This is a genomic window from Candidatus Binatia bacterium (assembly GCA_029243485.1).
Taxonomy (GTDB): Bacteria; Desulfobacterota; Binatia; order UBA12015; family UBA12015; genus VGTG01.
Map to the genome: position 1 here is coordinate 1 of JAQWRY010000050.1, position 15,425 is coordinate 15,425.

Sequence of the window (15,425 nt, forward strand, 5' to 3'; positions counted from 1 at the left end):
ACGCGCCGAGAACAGATCAAGAAGAAGACAATGGCCCGTCGTAAGCGACAGAATCTACGCGCCGCGTAGGCGGGCAAACGTGCCGGAAGTGTCTCTTATAAATCGACCCCAAAGATCCCGACTCAGCTGACGACGTACACTCCGACCGACAGGAGGTCCGTCCCGTCATCGAGCCGGAAATCAAGGGCGACGTGGAGATCGATCTCCCCTCCGGGTGCTTCGTCGGCGGCCGCGGGTACGGCACCGAGGAGCATGGTCCACGAGACCGCGACGAGCAGCGAGATTCCGAGATCGAGCCTTCGTGCGTGCATTGTCGTCGCGTACCAAAGGCGATCGACGTTTGGGGGCGGAAACCTTCGCTGAGGTCCACCTAGTTGTCGAGTGCTCCGTTCGAAATCCAGTCGCGGACCTTTGCAACCACCTCCGGCGGCAAGAGGTTCGGCGAATTCCGCGGCATGTGCGCGACGACGCGCCCGGTGTCATCCGTAGGCTCGCAGCGCGACAGGAGCCGGTACAGCCAACTGCCGTCGGCATCACCCGGAGCGATGAGAGGCAGCGACGTCTCTGCCGTCGTGACCTCGTGGCCGAGCAGATTGGCGTAGACGTTGGGCGATGAGAGATCCAAGCCGCCGGCCGGTGCCTGGTTGTCGTGGCATGCCGAGAACGAACAGCTCCCGATGAAGACGATTTCGGAGATGCTGGAGAGCGTGGCGGGTGGTTCGGAGAGGCCCAGCGGCGTATCGGCGCAGGGCGGGATGACGGGAAGGTCGATGTCCCCCGGTAGGGAGGTGGGAATGTAGAGGGGAGCCTCGATCTCGTCGTCGCCGGGCAGCGTCTGAGCGGGATTTCGCGGCGCGCCGAGGCCCGTGCACGGGCCGCTGTTCATCACGATACCGTCCACAACGCCGTCGACCTCGTTGCCGGTGTTCACGGCGCCGTCGAGCAGCATGGAGCTCTCGGCGAGGCCGAGCATTACGCACATCTCTTGATCACCGACGCCGAATCGGACGGACTCGTCCCGGGGGTTCCGGTAGCCGCACGTCATGCGCAGGCCGCGTGCGCCTGCGGCGGCGAAGTCGATCGGCGGTGCGAGCGCCTTGCCGTTCGGTTCCGCGTTGAAGGTGTCCAGGCTGTGGATCACCTGACCGTCATTTGGTCCGCCGAGAAGCTCCACGCTGAAGTAGTTCCCGAGGTAGTGATAATGCGGCAGCACCCAGTGGAGCTTCAGGTCGATGGGCTGCTGGATGATGGCGTCGAAGATGTCCTGGAAGTCACACTCCGCGGTGAAGCGCGCTTCGCTTTGCGGGGGGATGTCGAGCGCACCGTAGTTGAGCCGGAAGGCGGTGAGGATGACCTCGACGTCGCGGGGATGAATCAGGTCCAATCCCACGCGCAGGAACGTCTCGTGCTCGCGGATGGAGGGGTTCAGCAGGTGGACCGTCGCGATGATCTTATGGCGCGGCGGAATTTTCACGACCACGCCGGGAGCGAACGGCTGCTCCTCGAGGAGGGACTGCGTGGACTGGGCGAAGAGCACCGTCCCGACGACGGACGCGATCGTCTCGTTGAACTCACGCTCGCCGCAGTCGAAGCGCCCGTCCGGACCGGCATAGCTCTCTTCGGGAACGACGAACCAATTCGAGTGATGATACGACCCGCCGTTTCCGAGCGTGACCTTGTTCACGTACAGCGGTTTCTCGTTGTTGAGCGTCCACTGGACGCAGCCGTTGGGGAGCTCTTCTCCGGGGCCGAGAGTGACGTCCCCGAAGTCGTGCGTAAGCGCGGCTTGCGAGGCTTCGGGCTCGGGAGTCGGTGCGGGAGGCGGTTCGGGCAGGGCAGGGATCGCCGACGCTTCGGGCGCGGGTGTCGTTCCGGTCGTGCCGTCGCTTCCGCAGCCCTGGGCGAGCACTCCGACCCCGAGGAAAACAACCAAGAGGCCTCGAAGGCTCCGAGCCGTAGTCGATACTGTTGTCATTTCTGAATCCCTCCCGGCGCCCCACCGCGAGAAGCCAAAGTGCATGGTGCTACGTAAGCAAGTCCGAATTCAAGTGGGCGTTGCGGATAGCCGACATGAAGCCCCCTTTTCGCTCCAAGCCGACCTAACGGCGTCTTAACGGACTTATGGGTGCGCCTCTATCCGCCTCATGGAGCCGTGCCCGGACCCCCGCGTCCTGGCCGGCGATCGCACCACGAAGCACTTCCGAAAAGAGCACGCCCACGTCCGTCGTCGATCGCGAGCAGGATTTGCAGTGCCTCCATCAGCGCGTTGTTCCGGGAAAAAGCGTCCGAAGCAACTGCAATCGTGCGGACTTTCGAGAGTGCTTGCAACGAGATCGGATATCTCCTAAAACCGAATGAGATTCTTGTTTTGATCCGGAGTCCCGAAAAGGCATGGAAAAACAGAAAAAAGTGAGGCGACTTTCCTCGGTTGCGGCAACCAAGCAGGTGCGGAGCGAGCGCACCTTGATGCGTTTGCTCGATGCAGCCGAGGAGTTGCTCGGGGAGAAAGGTCTCGGCGCATTGTCGATCCCCGAGATCGTCCGGCGTGCAGGCTCGTCGGTGGGCGGTTTTTACGGGCGTTTCCGTGACAAGAACGAACTTCTGCGGGCGCTCGAAGAGCGTCATTTTCGCGAACTCGAGGCGCGGGTCGATCAGTTGTTGGACTCGCGGCGCTGGTCGGGGGCATGCGCGGCTACAATCGTGACGGCGGCGACCAGCGAGTTGGTGACGGTGGTGCGCGAACGCAAGGCGGTATTGGCAGCCTTTCTTTGGCGGGCTGCTCAGGACTCGGAAATCCTCGAGGAGGGCCTCGCATTCCGTCAGCTGGCAACCGTGCGGGTGCGGGAGCTGCTGCTCTCCGAATGTCGGGCTGAGTTCACGCACCCGGATCCGGAACTGGCGATCGATCTCGCCGTTCAGGCCGCGTTCGCCTTCATGCAGCACCATATCGTGGTGGGAGAGACCCGAAGCGGAGATCGAGTTCTCTCGGACGAAGAATTGGCTCAGGAATTGGCGCGCATGGTTTGCGCCTATGTTGGTTTCAGCAACCTGCCTGACGAGACGGCATCCCATGGCTCGGCGCAGGAACGTTTAGGAGTGGTGAAATGAATTTCAAGCAAAAGAATCCATTACCCTTGCCCGAAAGAGGCGAATTCGCATCGATCAAATCAACCATGGAGACGGTTTTTGATTGGCAATACGCGATGCGCAAGCAGAATCTTCTCAATCTCTACGAGAAGGGAAAGAATCTGAACTGGAATGCCTCGGACCTGGACTGGAGTATCGACGTCGATATGGATCGCATGATGCGCGAGCGCATCGACGGCGGATTCACCGAGATGACCAACCAGCTGATGCAGCCACCGAAGCCGTTCACGGACGAGACCGCCATGCTCTTCATGCAGCATCAGCAGGCGTTCATGCTCTCGCAATTTCTGCACGGAGAGCAGGGGGCCTTGCTGGCGACGGCCAAGATTGTCCAGACGGTCCCAAGTGCCGAGGCCAAATTCTATGCGGCCAACCAGGTTGCCGATGAGGCGCGTCACGTGGAGGTCTATCATCGCTACCTGACCGAGAAGTTCGGCCTTTCTTATGAGATTCTGCCGAGTCTGGAAACGCTCCTGGATGATATTATCCTCGATCCGCGATGGGACCTTACCTTTCTGGGCATGCAGATCATGGTGGAAGGTGTTGCCCTGGCCGCGTTCTCGCTCGTTCGGATGCAACTGCCGGACGAGCCGCTGATTCAGGATCTGATCACGCGCGTCATGCAGGATGAGTCCCGCCATGTGGCTTTCGGGGTGATTTCCCTCGAGGAGATCTACTCCGGCGGTCTCACCTCTACGGAAATGCGCGAGCGCGAGGACTTCGTGATTGAATCAGCCCACCTCTTGCGAGAGAGATTCCTGCTCACCCCGATGTTCGATCGTCTGGGCTGGGACAGCAAGGTCTGGACGGAGTGGGCGATCAATACGCCGTTCCAAAAGGGCTTCCGGCAGATGACCTTTGCCAAAATTGTGCCGAATCTGAAGCGACTGGGGTTGCTCACACCGCGAGTTCGCGACGCTTTCGAAAAAATGGACCTGCTTCGATTCGAGGATCTGAAGGATTCCGTGGAAGAGCCCGAAGCGCCACCGCCGACCGAGTTGGTGGAAATGTTGGGCACCTACCTCCAGCAGTTGGATCCGGCGGCGGCCGCGGAGACGAATGCTGCCAGTTGATGCCGCCGGCAGAACGAGAAAAAAAAGGGTCGACCCGCTTCGGGTCGACCCTTTTTTCTACTTGGTGTAGAGCGCCTCGATCTCGGCGCTGTATTTTTCGTGGATTCCACGCCGTTTCAATTTGGAAGTGGGTGTCAGCAGATCCGAGTCCGGCAGCCACTCTTCGCCGAGGATGGAAATCCGCTTGACGCGCTCGGCGTTGTTGAAGGAAGCCATGGATTGCTCTACCGCCGCCCCGAGTTCGCGAATCACATCGGGGTTGCTGGCCAGTTCCTCAAGCTTCGCTCCGGCCATACCGTTGGCCGCAGCCCAGGCGCCGGCGGCATCGGGGTCGAGTACCACCAATGCCGAGACGAAGGGACGGCCGTCGCCGATCGCACAAGCTTGTCCGATGAGCGGGATCATCTTGAGAGAGGATTCCAGGTTCGACGGACTGATGTTCTTGCCTCCTGCGGTGATCAGCAATTCTTTTTTTCGGTCCACGATTCGGAGGTAGCCCTCATCGTCGATTTCGCCGATGTCGCCTGAATGCAGCCATTGGTCGGCATCGAGCGCCTCGGCGGTCTTGGCTTCTTCCTTGAGATATCCCTGAAATACATTGCCACCGCGGCAGATGACCTCGCCGTCGTCGGCAAGCCGGACTTCGCAGCCCGGCACAGCCTGTCCCACGCTGCCGGCCTTGACCACCCACGGAGAGAAGGTGATCGGGCCGCTCGATTCCGACATGCCGTAGATCTCGGCCAACGGAACACCGAGTCCCCGGAACCAGAGCATCATTTCGGGCGGGATGGGTGCGGCGCCGGTGACGGCGAGCTTGCATTCATCCATGCCGATCAAGGCACGCACCTGCGAGAAGGCGACCTCGTCGAGGAATTTCCAGGTCTCGCGGCGGATAGCCGACATGAGGCCCCTTTTGGCTCCAAGCCGACCGAACGGCGCCTTGCCGGACGTATGCGTGCGCCTCTATCTGCCTCATGGAGAACCGAGGCACGTTAAAGTTCTGCCTCGACCCCCAACCGAGCTCCGGGCCGGGGCTCGGCGCGTTTAATGTGTATGTGTCCGCGTTTGACGGACACTATGCTCTTGATAGAAAGGATCTGCACGGTTTTTCAACCGCCGAGGAGAGTACCAATGGAAAAGAAGATATTCGACCTGAGGGGTCCATCGGCGAGAAGTGTAATTCAGCTCTTTAAGGGCGTGGCTACCGACGAAGGCCGGGTCCCGTTTCACGAGATTCACCGCAGCACGCTTGCCGCCATCAGCGAGCATATTTTCGAGACTTCGGTAGATCCCGATGAACTTGACTCTGATTTCGCCAGCGCCCAAGGCGCCATCGAGGACCACGAACTCCGTCGCGAGATCACTCATATGGCGTCAGTTCTTCCCTACCTCGAGCCGGACTCGATTGCCCCTCGGGCTGAGGCGCTAAAGCGTTTGGCCTCAAGTTGGGGCGTGAATGACGTCACCATCAAGGGCGCCATGGACTTCGCGCGAAACAAAAAAACACTCATATACCTCGACAGCTTCCGAACTAATATACCGGAGATGGGGCACGGGCTTCTCTCGCTGTATTGGGGTTTCTTCAAAAGCGGGATCCATCGCGATGGAGACGCGAATCGTCTGGCGAGATACAAAGGTTATCGTTCGCTTCCGGTCGGAACACTCGGTCATGCCTTTGCCGCCTATTATGACGACAATAAATTCCCGCTGCCGGGAACCGCCGGGGCGGCGTTCTCCAACAACCTCAGTCTGCACGATGTGCATCATGCTCTCGCGGGCTACGATACGAGTCCGCTCGGCGAATTGTGCGTCTACGCGTTCGATGGTGCACTCTCCCGGAGAGATTACAGCAGTGCGCTTGTCGGGTCTGTCGCACAGTTTCAGTTAGGCTATGCGCGGTATCGGGACACGCCCTCCTGGCGAAACCAGTTCGATCCCGAGATGATCTACCGTGCGGCGGAACGCGGGCATGGCTGCCGTGTGAACTATGTGGATGAATCGATCGATTTCGATTCACTCAAGGCCGAACCCCTGGCTGAGGTTCGGGAACGTTTCGGCATTGATCCCGAAGGTGCCTTGGTCCGATCGCCTGACGATCCATGGTGCGGGGCGCTAGGTCCTCCCGATGAACGGGAGAATCCCGATCTTTTGCGCGCGGGGATCCAAGACTTCGAGTAAGTGCCGCGCCCGATCGTCTCGGCAAACTGGTCCGCGGATAGCCGACATGAAGCCCCTTTTTGGCTCCAATCCGACCTAACGGCGCCTTACCGGACGTATGCTTGCGCCTCTTGCTGCCTCATGGAGCCTCTCGGGCGCGTCGGGGCCGGCCGGCGCCCCAAGGGGTGAAGCCGTGAGATCTTCGTCGTCGGGCGCGCTCGTTCAGCGGACTGGCCGTGGAACTCGCGGGGTGACGCCTCCTCGAGCTCGCGACCAGGGGATCAACAGCCATAGAGTGCGAGTGCATAGGAAAGACCGCTCACGCGATCCCAGTTGGGGTTCTCCTTCTGAATTTCCAGACAGATCTCAGTGTAGACATAGATCGTGGATTGGATCTCGAAGGGGGGGGAGCAGGAGGCAGGTATGACGAAGAATTCTGGCGAACAACGATCGCGTGGCGGGGTTTCGAGGAAGTTGACGAGCCGGGTCTCGGCGGGATGCGGCCGCATCCTGTATTCGGCCGTGTATTGCTCCGGAATCGCAACCTGCGTAAAGGCGCGACTGGCGAGGGTCAGGGCCGATTCGGCGACGATACTGTCGCGTTGGATGGCTCGAGTGGCCAGTCGTTCGGCTTCGGGAGCCGGGGCCATGAGCAAGGCGAATGCGAGAAAGAGAATGGCGTTCATGGTTGGTCCTCCGTTGTGTTCGTGAATCGGATCGTCCGGAACGTTTCCAATGGACTCTCAGTAGCCGCCGCGGACGGCGCGGACGTGGTTTGCGCGTGACTTGGTATCGAAGCGGACGGCGGCGTCGTTGAAATTGACTCCCCACGCGGCCCCGGGAGCGCCGGTCAAGGCGGACGACGACCAATAGAAACCCTCCGCGGTTTCGCCTGGAATCGTCGTGCAGGGCGGAGTCGTGCAGAAAGGTTCCTGCTCACTCAGAATTTCTTTGAGCTCGCCCAAGGTCGGGAGCCGCCAGTCGCACTTGTTCGCGAAACAGCCAGTCGTCGTAGCCCCGTTCCACTCGCCCCCGTTGAGCGTCCCCAAGAACTCCACGAACGCGCCACCATCCGGAGCCCCGGGGGCCCCGGCCGTGCTCGCCCACGTGAACTCGTCGTCCCTTTCGTGGATGATAAAACGGCCGACGGTCTTGAGCTCCCACATGAGGCCGGTCCAGTTGTCGGTGGCGGTGCCGTCGCCGTGGTCGGTCCAACGAGGCAGAGCCTCGCAGTCGCTCACCTGCTTGAACCCCTGCGACGCCTTGTCCCAGGCAAACCGAACGGTGCCGTCGCAGATTTCGGTCTCCGACAAGTCGCCCTTCGTCGACACCAGGTTGGTGCACGAGAGTTCTGCGCTCCCCGGGGTGAAGACCCCATCGTTCGAGAGGGTGCAGCGCGATGCGACCGAACCGTTCTCCTGGTCGAATTCCACGAGCGCGCTGAACGGGAAGGTGGCCAGGGAGAACACATCTACGTTCGCGTTTGTGAGGAGGGCTTCCCCGCCCATCGTGTCGCGTACCCGGACCTGCACGGTGATCGGACCGCGTCCAGCCTCGCGTGCCCAATTCGTCACGCCCGAGAATCCCGTGCGAAGCGGGATGCTCGGGTCGCCCGCGTTCACGTCCCCGCGTTCCGAGCAGCAGGGCACCTCTCCGGTCTTGACGCCGTCGATCAATACGTCGAAGGGCTGGATCAGCTCCGCACCGGGGGTCGTGGTGTAGACCCAGCCCTGAACGTTGCCGACCTGGGAGGCAAAGCCGTCGGGGGTCTCTAGAAGACCGATGATCTCGGCCGCTGCCGGCGTTGCGAAGGTGTGCAGTAGGAGGAGGGTCAAAATGGTTGCGCGGTTCATGGTGGCTCCTTTGGACGGTTTCTCGCTCTGCCGGCGGCGCGAGCAACCGGCGCAGGCGAATGAAAGTCTCGAAAGTAGTGCGTTCAATCGGCCGGAACGTGGTTCTATGGCCGATTCCCGCAACGCGGAGCGTCAGGGTGGTCAAGTCAGGCGTCCCAGGTGAGAGGCTGGTCCGGATCCGGCTCGTACGAGCACAGGTTGCCCGTCCGGATCGTCGCGCTCAGCGACCGACCGAGAGCCGGGTGCCCCTCTTGGATTCGTTCGATGGTCCGCTTGATCGCGCGGGTGACGTTGAGGCGAGCTCGTTCGACGTCGGAGCCCGCACGTCGCGGTCGGCCACCGGGCCCCAGAGCTTGAGCCGCGGATAGCCGACATGAAGCCCCTTTTTGGCTCCAATCCGACCTAACGGCGCCTTACCGGACGTATGCTTGCGCCTCTTGCTGCCTCATGGCGTCCTCATGTTGCTGGAGCCGTTCATGAGGAAGGCTGCTGTCGAGGGTCTCCAGTGTGCGTTGCCAGACGACGAGGGCCTTGGACAAGGAAGTAGGTCCCGTCTGCGGATCGATGATGCGCACCCCGCACCCATGCCAGCGAAGCCGGTGCGCTGCGGCGAGCCCGACCGGTCGCGCACCCACAACAAGAATTGGTTCGTTAGTTGGCATTGCCAGGGTCCGTTTTTTGCGCGCGATCTCCGCTGGAATTGCAGCGGCATTCCCGAGAGACATTTCTAGTCTCGAGGAGGCGTCTCGAGGTGCTGCTTTGAAGCATCGACGTAGCGAGCGAGGATGCCGAGCCATTCGGATGTTTCCATGATCTGGAGAATCGAGGAGTTGACGTCGCGGCGCAATGGGCTGTGGCGGGGGAAGCCAAAGGCGTAGAATCCGGGATCAAAAGTTTGCGGCAAGATCGAGAGTTCTCCGGTTCCATCTCTTTTGACGCCATAGGCCAGAACGGGTTCGTCGTTTACAAAAGTGTCGATCTTGCGCGCATTCACGGCGTCGAGGCCTGCCTCGGTGTTGGGAAAAGTGGAATAGAGAATGAAGTTCTGGCGCAGATAAGCAGCCCCGGTAGAACCGGCGAGTGCCCCCACGCGGACCCGCGAAAGGTCGGCCGGGCCCTGAATCCGCGGCGTGAGCTGCGTCACGGTCAGCGCGGATGCCATTGCTCCGGTCAACCCGGCGAGGGCAAACAGGGAGATGAACATCCATACCAGCGCTAGACTTCGCCCCAATGGGGTGATCGGTGATTTATCGCCGTAGCCCACTGTGGTCATGGTGACCGCCGACCACCAGAAGCCAGCACCGATTCCGTCAGCTGCCGACCCTCCAAATTGCGACGGATTGCGTCGATGCTCCGCTGCCCAAATCAGAACCCCCGTGACGAGCAGAATCAGGAAGAGGAGTCCGGCCGAACGCAGGAAGGATTTGGAAAAAAGCCGATCCAGAAACTCCCACCAGCCGCCCGATTCACCGGACTTTACGGCCATCGCGAGGCCGGTGCTAAAGAAGGGATACGAGAACTCGATGATTTGGTTGCGCTGGGCGGTCATTCCGATGGCCGCCACGGCGACATTGATCTCATTTTTCCGAGTCGACTCGATTAACTTCTCGAGTTTCAGTTCGTGGATTTCAAATTCGAGATTCAGATCTTCGGCGATCGCACGCCAGAGGTCGATGCTGATCCCGGTCCAGGTGCCGTCGGGAAGCTGGAAGGAAAAGGGCGGGGCATTCCTGGTCCCGATGCGCAGCTTTTTCGGTTTGCTGTCGGGCGCAGCGCTCGTTGCTGAGTCCGTCGCGCCAGAGGCTGAGGGTTCCGTCGCCGCCATGAGGTTGGCCGGCGAGAGCAGCAGCGCGAGGGAGAGCAGGGTCACTCCATGGAGAATTCTTGTCATCGGATGGCTCAATTCGAATCCTGTTCGATAGGTGCGGGGCTGCTTTGGCGCAGAGAAAGGGTCAGCATCAGTGTTGCGAGAGCGACCATGGCGAGGTTGCGCCGTGCGCCCAAAGGCGTCTGGAGGGTCTCCCATGGTTTCCAGAAGCCGATGCCAATTCGGCCAATATACTCGATGAGCATCGTCAGGTACATCAAGGGGAGCGGATAGCCGACATGAAGCCCCTTTTTGGCTCCGCTCCGACCTAACGGCGCCTTACCGGAGGTATGCGTGGCTCCTTATCGGACGTTGGCGTGCGGCTCGTTCTGGCACATGGAGCTACGGGACAACCATCGCCCCCCCCCCCCCTATTTTTTCGGGCTTTCCCGGCTCGGCATCTCCGCCTGAATGGCCTGGGCAATCCGCCGGCTCAGCTGGCCGAGAGCCCGGCTGTGAGCGGCTGCGAGAGCTTCGACATCGCGCCCTTCGACGGGCTCCTGGGCGACCGTTCGTCCCGAACGCATGCCCGCTGGATCTGCGCTGTCGTGGACAGACCACACCGCGTCGATCTCGACCCGCTGGTCGGGCACGGACTCGAATCGCTGAACGTCGAGGGTGACCCGGAGGTCATAGCGAAAGCCGGGAGCGGGAAGCGGTACCACGTCGGGCGTCCCGAGCAGCGCGGAGAGGTCGGCAGCGACGGTCTGGGCGATGGCCTCGCCGAGGGGAGCAGCCCACCGATGGTACTCGTGGAGCGTCACGCGGTTGGGCGCCACCTGCAGCACGAACTGTGGACGGTCTACCGCGGAAGGGATTTCGACCGGCCCCACTCCGATCGCGAGGGCCGCATGGGCGGACAAGTCCGCGGGCACGGTGGGCGCGAGCGTGTAGAACCTGGACGTTGGAGAAGAGCAAGCCAGGGCGAGAGCAACCGCGGACAAGAGTGAGAGTCGGCAGGAACGGGTCATCAGTTTTCCTCCCCGGACTTTCCGAAAATGAGCGATTCGGGGTGACGTTCGAGATAGTCGGCGAGTACCCGGACCGACCTCGCCGCACCGCTTACCTCCTCGAGGGCTCGATCCAATTCGGAAAGGAGCACGGAATTCGGTTGGACCAGGCCATTGGCGCTCTCCATGAGGGTCGTGGCCCGCAGGAGCGTCTGGTTCAACTGCGCAACTGCGATGGCGACGTCCTCACCGATTTTCTGGAACGGAATCGTTTTGATCTCCGTAAGAAGTTCGCGCGCCTCGTCTTCGATGCTGGCGAGTCCCCCCGACACCGTCGCAAGGTGGGGCGGGTCTTGCGACCAGTCGATCTTGGCCGGGGGTGCACTGGGGAAAGAATCGATCGCAACGAATAGAGCACCGGTAATAAAGCTACCCGTGCGCAGCTGCGCGCGATAGCCCTTCTCGACCAGCGCTTCGATACGCATCCTGCGGCCGTCGTCATCGTCCGCATTCTGCTTGAGACCGAGCAGGCCTTCGTAAATACGAATGGTGACGGGAACCGAGACGTCCTTGCGGCTCGTATCGAAAATCAGCTCCGTATCGACGACCTCGCCGATTCGCACCCCCTGCAGCTCTACTGGAGCACCAATCTCCAGTCCTCTGATTGATTGATTGAAAATGAGGACGAAGTCCTCCGCCTTACCGAGAGGCGTTTGGAACGCGGTCGCGCGCGAAGCGAAGAGCTCGAAACGCGAATTCTCCTCCGCCGGAGTCAAGACCTTGGCCGAGGCCGGAGTCTGAAACGCGATACCGCCAATGAGGATGGAAAGAAGCGACTGGGTTTCGACCTCGACGCCGTTTGCACTGAGCGAAATGTCGACCCCACTCGCCTGCCAAAAGCGCGTCGCGGCATTGACGTATTGATCGTAGAGGGCGTTGACGAAAATCTTCACGTCGAACGACTTGCCGTCCTTATTGAGGTTATACGACGAGACCTGGCCCACCTTAAACCGCCGAAGATAGATGGGGGATCCCTGCTCCAGCGAGCCGAGATTGTCGGTATTCAACAAGAAGAAGCGCCCTGGGACACCGGACTCGACCACCGGGGGCTCTTTCAGAGCGACGAATCGACGTTTTCTTTTCTTGGACTTTCCGATTTCCAGGCTGATGAACGCCCCCGAAAGTAGTGTTTCGAGTCCGGAAACCTCGGCGCCGGAGATGCGCGGGCGCACGACCCAAAAGTGGGTTCCTTCGACGAGAAGATCTTCGTTCCCCGCCTTGATCGACGCGGTCGCCTCGACCTCCGTACGGTCTTTCGAGAGGCGGATCTGCGTCAATGTCCCAATCTCTACGCCGTTGTATTGGATCTGAGTTTTTCCTGCCTCCAAGCCTTCTGCAGAGTCGAATACGATCGTGATGGTCGGTCCGCGGTTCAGGATTCCGGTGACCGCAATCCAGCCCCCGGCCGCGGCCGCCACGAGGGGCACGATCCACACGAACGAAAGACGTTTTCTCTTTCTTTCCGTCACTCGGGACTCGGGAATCGGCGGGTCGATGTCAGGCATGGCGCACCTCTTTCTGATTGTTGGAATCCCAAATCAGCCGTGGATCAAAGGACGCAACGGCCAACATCGTCAGGACGACGACCGTAGCGAAGAAGAACAGGCCAGGGCCGGGTTCAACCGACATCAAGGGCTGGAGTTGCACGAGCGCCACGGTAAACGTGTCAACGAACACGTCGACCATCGACCACCTTCCGATGACCTCGACCAGCCGGTAGAGGCGAACGCGCTCTTCGCGGTTCTTGATCGAGCCACGCTGCACACTCAGTAGGAGATGGATCAAAGCCACGATCTTGCCGCACGGGATCATGATGCTCGCAACGAGAACGATCAGCGACAGCGGCCATCCGCTCGGAGACCATAGAAGAACCACGCCCCCCATGATGGTGTCGGACTCCGCCCCTTCGATCGTGACGGTAGACAACACCGGGAAAAGATTCGCGGGCACGTAACAGATCGCCGCGGCCAGAATGAGAGCCCACGTCCGTTGCAGACTTCTGGCCTTGCGGAACTCGACCGGTTGGCCACAGCGCGGACATCGCCCGCTCGTCGCCCCGTCCACCGGCTGCGATAGCAATTCGCAGGTTTCGCAACTCTGCAATCCCCGCTGCATCGCCGATGCGGGACGGACCACGCCAGCCGCTGGAGGGTCGACCGTCATGCGCCGGGATCTTCCGGCTGGGCGGACTGCTCTTGGACCTCTGGTCGCCCCGGTCCCGTCCATTCGACCCGTTCCCAGATTTCCCTCGGGTCGAACACGACATGCAGGGCCGCCAAGACCACGATCAGCGCCCCGAGAGCGAAGAGCCCGATGCCTGGAATGACCATCGCGTAGTCCGCGATCTTCATGAGAGCGACGAGCGTCCCCAACATCATGACCTCGACCATGGTCCAGATCTTGGCGCCAGGGAGGTGCGCCAGAAGTCCTGCGACCCAGCGCGGCACGGGGTCTCGCTTGGCTCCGAGCGCGATTGCCGTCGTGAAGCCGATCTGCAGAACCGGTGCACCGATGGCCGTGAAGAATACCAGGGTCGCGACGAGTTGCTGGCCATCCCGCCAAAGTTGGACCGCCCCTCCGAAGACCGTCGTGAAGGCCTGGTTGCCGACCGCGGAAAGTCCCAGGATGGGCACCGAATTCGCGAGAAGACACAGAGAGACGGCCGCGGCGGAGAGCGCGAGGGTGCGATCGATCGAGTCTTCTCGGCGCGCCCATAGAGTCCGCGCACAGCGTGGGCACTCGACCGACCCGGGAGACTCGGGGTCGGGCAGACGCTGCAGCAGGTCGCAGTCGAGGCAGGCGATCAGCGACGGGTCCGCCAGTGGACGGTTGTACATACCGCGGCGATATCAGACATCCGCCGCAAGTTCCCCCCGAAATCGCGCTGAAATCCGTCGTTTATGGGGTCACACACCCCATTCCCGCGCCCCCCACCCCGCCTCCAACGCGGGGGCTCGGTTCCGTTGCGCGCCGGAGGCGTCTGGTTGTTTTCCCTCAGGACCCGCGACAGAAGTCGGCGATGCTGCGCGCCGTTTCGCGACTGATCTCGGGGCAGAGGATCGGCATGGTGTCCGCGCCGTGCGACGTGCCCATGAGCTGTCGACACTGAGCGGGGACTCCGGCGCGCAGGAGAACTCGGTAGAAATTGATTCCCTCGTCTCGAAGACGGGTCACACTCGTCCACACTGATGACGACCGGGGGGAGGCCCGTTACGTCATCGACCGTGGCGAAACCAGGCCACGCCAAGGGATTCTCGTTCTCGAATTCCTCGATTCCGTAGGCCAGCGCGCCCTGGTTGTTGTGGAGGTCGAGAAGGATCCCATTGTTCTCGATCGACGAAGGGTTCTCCTGCGGATAGCCGACATGAAGCCCCTTTTTGGCTCCCATCCGACCTAACGGCGCCTTACCGGACGTATGCGTGCGCCGCTTTCTGCCTCATGGGCAGCCTGGGTGCTCATCAAACAATTGGTGCGGGAATATTAGAAGTGTCTTTTTTGGGGCATCGTTCTTTTTAACTATCAGCTTTCAATATAAGAGAAGATCCGTCGATGCATGCAAAACAACATGTGCCCGATTGCCAGACTGACGGCGACTCAGATTGTGACGTCCGCACCATCTTGACGAGCACTTTCCATTATTGCATCGATGATGCGCTGGGTGTCGAGCGTCCATCGTGGCCACTGTGGATCAAGCGGCACCTCGCCAATTGCAATACGTGAGAATGACTGAATCATCTCAGCTTCTTGCACACAGTGAGCCACCACAATTCTTTCAAATGATTCCTCAATCAACGTATCAGCATTTTTCAGAATAGTGTCTTGGTGAATGTCGAATACGGCTTCATTGGGGTTCCCATGAACAAAATCATGAATCCAGATTGATCCACGATCACCGATGATCTCGACCCACTGCCGAAGTGGATGTCTGTATGAGCATTGAAAGTGACAAACAACTGGCCCGTGCTCACCAGCAAACTCCAATTCTCCACTGGTATGAATGGGAACCCCGTCATGAAGCTCATGATGACGCGCACGCACAACAGTCGGCATGCCGCCCATCACTACCAGTGAAATTCGCGCGTTGTACCACGCGATATCACCAACACAGCCCAGCGGCTCGGTTTCCATCGACGTGCGTATGTTTGAATGCATAAACGCATCATCAGCAAGGAACGTGAATGTTGAGTTGATCATACTCGGGGCCGGTCCGATGTCTCCAAGTCGTTCAAGCACACGTTGCAATCGATGATGGTGCATAAACATGACACCGTCCATGAACTGCACTCCAGCCTGGTGACAGGCCGCAATGATCTCTTGA

15 protein-coding genes and 1 pseudogene are annotated in these 15,425 nt (G+C 60.6%); 3 read left to right on the plus strand and 13 right to left on the minus strand.

Annotation, left to right across the window (positions count from 1 at the left end; translation table 11 throughout):
* Window positions 1-122: 122 nt before the first annotated feature.
* Window positions 123-311 (minus strand): hypothetical protein, encoded by a 189-nt coding sequence (locus P8R42_13875; protein ID MDG2305703.1) that lies wholly within the window; start codon window positions 309-311, stop codon window positions 123-125.
* 59 nt (window positions 312-370) lie between these two features.
* The gene (locus P8R42_13880) at window positions 371-1,975 is read right to left on the minus strand and encodes a hypothetical protein (protein MDG2305704.1); all 1,605 of its coding nucleotides are present in this window, start codon (window positions 1,973-1,975) and stop codon (window positions 371-373) included.
* A 416-nt stretch (window positions 1,976-2,391) separates the two neighbouring features.
* Here P8R42_13880 and P8R42_13885 point away from each other — a divergent pair, with 416 nt between their 5' ends.
* Together P8R42_13885 and P8R42_13890 are read left to right on the plus strand one after the other, a co-directional pair.
* The gene (locus P8R42_13885; GenBank protein MDG2305705.1) at window positions 2,392-3,108 is read left to right on the plus strand and encodes a helix-turn-helix domain containing protein; all 717 of its coding nucleotides are present in this window, start codon (window positions 2,392-2,394) and stop codon (window positions 3,106-3,108) included.
* Window positions 3,105-4,220 (plus strand): ferritin-like domain-containing protein, encoded by a 1,116-nt coding sequence (locus tag P8R42_13890; GenBank protein MDG2305706.1) that lies wholly within the window; start codon window positions 3,105-3,107, stop codon window positions 4,218-4,220. Before P8R42_13885 ends, P8R42_13890 begins: the two co-directional genes overlap by 4 nt.
* Window positions 4,221-4,277: 57 nt before the next feature.
* Here P8R42_13890 and P8R42_13895 read toward each other — a convergent pair whose 3' ends face one another.
* Entirely contained in the window at window positions 4,278-5,123 is an 846-nt protein-coding gene (locus P8R42_13895) for an AMP-binding protein (GenBank protein ID MDG2305707.1), read from the minus strand.
* Window positions 5,124-5,351: 228 nt separating this feature from the next.
* On the opposite strand from P8R42_13895, the gene P8R42_13900 reads away from it, so the two are divergent.
* Entirely contained in the window at window positions 5,352-6,398 is a 1,047-nt protein-coding gene (locus tag P8R42_13900) for a hypothetical protein (GenBank protein ID MDG2305708.1), read from the plus strand.
* Window positions 6,399-6,658: 260 nt separating this feature from the next.
* Here P8R42_13900 and P8R42_13905 read toward each other — a convergent pair whose 3' ends face one another.
* The 10 genes and pseudogenes from P8R42_13905 to P8R42_13950 form a co-directional block, all read right to left on the minus strand.
* Complete coding sequence (locus P8R42_13905; GenBank protein ID MDG2305709.1) at window positions 6,659-7,063, minus strand: hypothetical protein; 405 nt, start codon at window positions 7,061-7,063, stop codon at window positions 6,659-6,661.
* A gap of 57 nt (window positions 7,064-7,120) precedes the next feature.
* The gene (locus tag P8R42_13910; GenBank protein MDG2305710.1) at window positions 7,121-8,230 is read right to left on the minus strand and encodes a DUF1566 domain-containing protein; all 1,110 of its coding nucleotides are present in this window, start codon (window positions 8,228-8,230) and stop codon (window positions 7,121-7,123) included.
* A gap of 727 nt (window positions 8,231-8,957) precedes the next feature.
* Window positions 8,958-10,100, minus strand: a complete 1,143-nt coding sequence (locus P8R42_13915; protein MDG2305711.1) for a transporter substrate-binding domain-containing protein — start codon at window positions 10,098-10,100, stop codon at window positions 8,958-8,960.
* A 29-nt stretch (window positions 10,101-10,129) separates the two neighbouring features.
* Window positions 10,130-10,315, minus strand: coding sequence for a hypothetical protein (locus P8R42_13920; GenBank protein ID MDG2305712.1), 186 nt, complete (start codon window positions 10,313-10,315; stop codon window positions 10,130-10,132).
* Window positions 10,316-10,468: 153 nt separating this feature from the next.
* The gene (locus P8R42_13925) at window positions 10,469-11,068 is read right to left on the minus strand and encodes a PqiC family protein (GenBank protein MDG2305713.1); all 600 of its coding nucleotides are present in this window, start codon (window positions 11,066-11,068) and stop codon (window positions 10,469-10,471) included.
* Entirely contained in the window at window positions 11,068-12,612 is a 1,545-nt protein-coding gene (locus P8R42_13930) for an MlaD family protein (GenBank protein MDG2305714.1), read from the minus strand. The genes P8R42_13925 and P8R42_13930 overlap by 1 nt, the downstream gene beginning before the upstream one ends.
* On the minus strand, window positions 12,605-13,222 hold the full coding sequence (locus P8R42_13935; GenBank protein ID MDG2305715.1) for a paraquat-inducible protein A: 618 nt from the start codon (window positions 13,220-13,222) through the stop codon (window positions 12,605-12,607). The genes P8R42_13930 and P8R42_13935 overlap by 8 nt, the downstream gene beginning before the upstream one ends.
* Before the next feature lie 44 nt (window positions 13,223-13,266).
* Window positions 13,267-13,944, minus strand: a complete 678-nt coding sequence (locus tag P8R42_13940) for a paraquat-inducible protein A (GenBank protein MDG2305716.1) — start codon at window positions 13,942-13,944, stop codon at window positions 13,267-13,269.
* A 157-nt stretch (window positions 13,945-14,101) separates the two neighbouring features.
* Window positions 14,102-14,459 (minus strand): annotated as a pseudogene (locus P8R42_13945) (alpha/beta hydrolase).
* 242 nt (window positions 14,460-14,701) lie between these two features.
* Window positions 14,702-15,425, minus strand: a 724-nt coding sequence (locus tag P8R42_13950) for a hypothetical protein (GenBank protein MDG2305717.1), incomplete at its 5' end; no start/stop codon positions are given.